This window comes from Geminicoccus sp. (genome assembly GCF_035556675.1).
Taxonomy (GTDB): domain Bacteria; phylum Pseudomonadota; class Alphaproteobacteria; order Geminicoccales; family Geminicoccaceae; genus Geminicoccus.
Window position 1 is genome coordinate 1 of the sequence record NZ_DATMFZ010000189.1, and the last position, 3,842, is coordinate 3,842.

General features: G+C 70.1%; 5 protein-coding genes and 1 pseudogene. 2 read left to right on the top strand and 4 right to left on the bottom strand.

Going from position 1 to position 3,842, the window contains the following annotated elements; all coding sequences use genetic code 11:
* Positions 1-655, top strand: a pseudogene (locus VNS22_RS13860) (hydrolase); the annotation flags it as partial.
* Positions 656-662: 7 nt separating this feature from the next.
* Here the strand turns inward: VNS22_RS13860 and VNS22_RS13865 are convergent.
* Genes VNS22_RS13865 through VNS22_RS13880 form a run of 4 tightly spaced genes read right to left on the bottom strand, consistent with a single transcriptional unit; the run spans position 663 to position 2,802 of the window.
* Positions 663-1,097: a PAS domain S-box protein gene (locus VNS22_RS13865; protein WP_325733357.1), complete on the bottom strand. Its 435-nt coding sequence runs from the start codon at positions 1,095-1,097 to the stop codon at positions 663-665.
* A 5-nt stretch (positions 1,098-1,102) separates the two neighbouring features.
* Positions 1,103-1,819: an RNA polymerase sigma factor gene (locus VNS22_RS13870; protein ID WP_414653361.1), complete on the bottom strand. Its 717-nt coding sequence runs from the start codon at positions 1,817-1,819 to the stop codon at positions 1,103-1,105.
* A 24-nt stretch (positions 1,820-1,843) separates the two neighbouring features.
* Complete coding sequence (locus VNS22_RS13875; RefSeq protein WP_325733361.1) at positions 1,844-2,389, bottom strand: plastocyanin/azurin family copper-binding protein; 546 nt, start codon at positions 2,387-2,389, stop codon at positions 1,844-1,846.
* Positions 2,386-2,802 (bottom strand): DUF5602 domain-containing protein, encoded by a 417-nt coding sequence (locus VNS22_RS13880; RefSeq protein ID WP_325733363.1) that lies wholly within the window; start codon positions 2,800-2,802, stop codon positions 2,386-2,388. The genes VNS22_RS13875 and VNS22_RS13880 overlap by 4 nt, the downstream gene beginning before the upstream one ends.
* A 170-nt stretch (positions 2,803-2,972) precedes the next feature.
* Here VNS22_RS13880 and VNS22_RS13885 point away from each other — a divergent pair.
* A partial coding sequence (locus VNS22_RS13885) for a TIGR01244 family sulfur transferase (RefSeq protein ID WP_325733365.1) occupies positions 2,973-3,842 on the top strand: 870 nt, incomplete at its 3' end.

Sequence of the window (3,842 nt, forward strand, 5' to 3'; positions counted from 1 at the left end):
CGGCGAGCTGATCGGCTGCGAGCACATCATGGCGGCGCGCGCGATCACCCCGGAGCTCGGCCAGGAGCTGGAGGCGAGTGTCGCCAAGGCCGCCCGCTATTATGCGACGCTCGGCTACGGCTCGTTCGCCCCGGGCAACGCTGATGGCGGGCTTTCCACCATCGAGGAGAAGTCGATGGGGGCCTATGCCAAGTCCGGCCGCTCGCCGATCACCGGCCTGATCAAGCCCGGCGACCTGCCGCCCAAGGGCGGGCTCTATCTCCTGGACGTGGTGCCGGATGGCGAGGTCCGGTTCGGCTTTCCCAACATCAACGACAATGCCGAGATCGCCGAGCTGATCGCCTGCGGCAGCCATCTGGTGCTGTTCGTGACCGGGCGCGGCTCGGTGGTGGGCTCGGCCATCTCGCCGGTCGTCAAGATCTGCGCCAATCCCGAGACCTACAAGCGCATGGCCGACGACATGGACGTCGATGCCGGCCGGATCCTGAACGGCGAAGCCACGCTGGACGAGGTCGGCCAGGAGATCTTCGACCTGATCCTGGCGGCGGCCGGTGGCCGGAAGACCCGCTCGGAGGACCTGGGCCACCAGGAATTCATCCTGGGCTACAAGAGCTTCGAGCCGCTGGGCCCGGCCTGCCTGCCTTCGGCGGCCTGAGCCGGCGTCAGCCGCCGCCTCCTCTGGCTTCCGCCAGCTCCCGCTTCAGCCGCCTGGTCTCCTCGAACCGGGCGGTCACGTCGCGCATCACCGCGACCATGCCGGCGATCCGCCCCCCGTCGTCATGGAAGGGGACGATGGTGAACTCCAGCGAGATGCGCTGCCCGTCCTTGTGGATGCCCGGAACCGCCAGCAGGTCGCCGGCGCCATAGCGGCTCCGGCCGGTCCGGACGACCTCGCGGAAGCCCTGCCAGTGGCGCTCGCGCAGCCGCTCCGGGATGATCAGGTCGAGCGACTGCCCGACCGCCTCGCCGGCGACATGGCCGAAGATGCGCTCGGCACCCGGGTTCCACACCCGGATGATCCCTTCGGCATCCGTGACCACCACGGCATCGGCGGCCGCGGCGAGAATGCTGTCGGCCGCGATGCGCGAGAGATCCATGCCGCTCATTCCCCGGGCGGTTCGCTCGGGGCAGCCGGGAGGCGTGCCAGCACGGTCCTGGTCATCCGCTCGCAGCGCGCACCGTCGAACGGGAACGCATCCGCCAGAGTGGTGGTGAAGCTCCGCGTGAGCGTCTGCCGCAGGAGCCGGCGGGCACGATAGAGCCGCGTGCGCACGGTCTCGGCGAGCAGCCCCAGCTGGAAGGCGGTCTCGTCGACGCTCATCTCCTCGACCTCGCGCATCATGAACACCATGCGGAACGCATCCGGCAGCTGGTCGATCGCGTCCTCGAGCAGGCGACGCGCCTGGGCGCGGGCGGCAGCCGCTTCCGGTCCCCCATCCCGGGCAGCCGATGGGAGGAAGATCACTTGAGCCTCTCCCTGCTCATCCATCGTGTCGAGAACATTCAGGTCGAAAAGGGGCCGCCGTTGCCGGAGCCGGCCCAGCGCCTCGTTCACCGCGATCCGGGTGAGCCAGGTCGACAGCCGCGCAGCGCCGCGGAACGTGTCCAGATGGGTGAAGGCGCGCAGATAGGTCTCCTGGACGATGTCCTCGGCCTCGCTGTCGTCGCCGAGAATGCCGCGCGCCACCCGGTAGAGCCGCCGGTTGTGCCGCTGCATGATCAGGCGGAACGCCTCCTGGTCGTGGCGGCGCGCCCGTTCGACCAGCGCCAGATCGCCCGACTCGTCCGGCACCCATGCCGGCGCGGCTGCTCCTGACATCATCGCCCATCTCCTTGAGCCTGATCATGAGATGCACGAGGCGGGGAAATGTTCCCGATGGCCGCGCCGCGCCGTCCGGCTGCGCCGGACCGAGCCCTCCCGCAGGATCTGCCCGACCGGGGGAAACACGCCCGGCACGTCGCCGGGAGGCGGTTCGGCCACCGGCGGGCTGCCCACGACGATCCGCCCGACCATGCCGGCCAGCTCATGGGGAAGGCAGAAATAGTCATAGACCCCCTCGACCAGGAGGGTGACGGCAAAGCTCTCGCCCGGCAGGAGATAGCCGGAATCCCATGGCGCAGCGCCGTCCGGGATCCGGTTGGGGCGGCCGGAATGGTGCGGGTGGTAGGCCGTGGCCGTGTGGGCATTGCCGGCATCGTGGTTGGTCCACCGGATCGCCTGGCCCGGGCGGACATGGAGGCCGACCGGATCGTACCACACGTCGGAGCCGTCTTCATTGCCCCGCATCGCGATCTCGGCGGCCCCGCCGGTGCTGCCGGACGCCGTGCCGGCGAGACCGGCGAGGATGACCCCGCCGATCCGCAGCACCCGCCGGCGCGTGACGATCACTTGGCCACCCGTGCTTCGTCCGCAGCCGGGACATGCCACAGCACCACATGCGCATGCGGCGTCTCGACTCCGGGATGGCCGGCATTGAAGTAGACATCGACATGATCGACCGCCCCGCCGGGTGCGGCCAGATCATCGAAGCGCCTGTCCTTGTCCGTCAGGTCCGCGACCGGCAGCATGTAGATGGTGCTGACCAGGCTGCCGTCATGGTCGTAGGCGAGGAAGGGGCCGGCCGGCAGGGTGGCGGGATCGACATAGAGCTGGCCGAGCCCGGGCAGGAAGTCCGGCAGCTTCGCCAGCTCGCTGACCTTGCGGTAGTCGCCGTCCGGCGGGGCCTTGGCGACCTGGTCGGCGGCGAGGACGGGGCTGGCGAACATGCCGGCGAGCGCCAGGGCAGCGAGGCAGATTCTCATGGCATCCTCCAGGGCTGGGCGCCCATCCGCCGAAAAGCGGCAGGCACTCCATTCGATGGCGGGCAGGCGGGAACGTTCCCGGGCACGCCGCCCTGCGGTGACGGCCATCCTTGAGGAGGGCTCTGCCGCCGTTCCATAACTCCGCCCGGTGATGGCCAGGAGGAGCAGTCATGCGGATCGTGCCAGTCGACGAGCGGCTAGCGGTGGCGCCGCAGCCGGAAGTCGCGGAACTGGGCAGTCTGGCGGCCCAGGGCTTCCGGGCGCTGATCAACGCGCGGCCGGATGGCGAGGATCCGGGGCAGCCCGGCAGTGCTGCCGAGAAGGCCGCCTGCGAGGCGGCGGGCCTCGCCTACCACTTCATCCCGGTGCCGGAGACGGCGGTCACTCAGGCGGATGTCCAGGCCTTCGGCCAGGCGCTCGCCCGTACCGACGGCCGGGTCCTGGCCCATTGCCGCACCGGCCAGCGGGCGCTGATGCTGCACGCGCTGGGCCAGGCACTGGACGGCCGCATGGCCGCACCGGAGATCGCGGGCTTCGGCCAGGCCCACGGCTTCGACCTGACAGGTGCCGTACGCTGGCTGGAGCGGGAGCGCGCGCGTAACCCGCAGGTCACGGCCTTCTTCGATCCCCGCACCGCCAGCGTGCAGTATGTCGTCACCGATCCCGCGACCAAGCGCTGCGCGATCATCGACCCGGTCTACGACTTCGACGAGAAGTCCGGTTCCACCGGCACCTGGAACGCCGATGCGCTCCTCGCTCATGTCGAGCGGGAAGGGCTCACGGTCGAGTGGATCCTCGACACCCACCCCCATGCCGACCATTTCTCCGCCGCCCATTACCTCAAGACCAGGACCGGCGCCCCGATCGCGATCGGCGCCCGGGTGGTCGAGGTCCAGCGCCTCTGGCAGCAGCTCTACCACTGGCCGGAACTGCGCACCGACGGCTCGCAATGGGACCGGCTGTTCGAGGATGGCGACCGCTTCCGGATCGGCGAACTCGAGGCGCGGGTGATGCACTCGCCCGGCCATACGCTGGCCTCG

Excerpts from the sequence above, each read along its gene's own strand:
- VNS22_RS13870 (WP_414653361.1), bottom strand. The coding sequence starts at position 1,819 with ATGTCAGGAGCAGCCGCGCCGGCATGGGTGCCGGACGAGTCGGGCGAT.
- VNS22_RS13880 (WP_325733363.1), bottom strand. The coding sequence starts at position 2,802 with ATGAGAATCTGCCTCGCTGCCCTGGCGCTCGCCGGCATGTTCGCCAGC.
- VNS22_RS13865 (WP_325733357.1), bottom strand. The coding sequence starts at position 1,097 with ATGGATCTCTCGCGCATCGCGGCCGACAGCATTCTCGCCGCGGCCGCC.